Annotated in this window: 1 protein-coding gene; it reads right to left on the reverse strand. The window is 47.5% G+C overall.

Features of this window, described 5'->3' with window-relative positions; translation table 11 throughout:
- Positions 1 to 524: leucyl/phenylalanyl-tRNA--protein transferase (gene aat, locus ACS8FC_RS20750; protein ID WP_439298174.1), on the reverse strand; the 524-nt coding region annotated here is incomplete at both ends.

Raw genomic sequence — 524 nt, forward strand, 5'->3', positions numbered from 1 at the left:
TGATCATTAGGTAACTGGCAGTCGACAAGTGCAACACGACTTTGCTCACACAAGCGCATCAATCCCCAAAATGCGAGTTTTGACGCATTAGAGGCACGATGAAACATGGATTCGCCAAAGTAGATGCCGTTTATTTTTAGCCCATACAATCCGCCAACAAGCTGACCTTTTTCATCCCACACCTCAATGCTATGGGCAAAGCCTTGCGCATGCAGTTTGATATAAGCCTCGATCATCTCTTCATGAATCCAAGTGTGCTCGCCTTCAGGCAAGTCATTATTAAGACCATCGCTACGTGGCAGACTACAAGCATGTATAACGTCATCAAATGCTTTATCAAGCGTCAATTGCCAACGCGCGCGACTTGCTTGCTTGCGCAGCGACTTACTCGGTTGATACTCAGATGGGACGATCACACAACGCGGCTCAGGACACCACCAAGCTATAGGCTCATCTTCATTGAACCAAGGAAACAGTCCTTGTGCATACGCAGATATCAATGTATCGGGTGCAAGATCGCCACC

This window comes from Psychrobacter sp. 1Y4 (genome assembly GCF_051847555.1).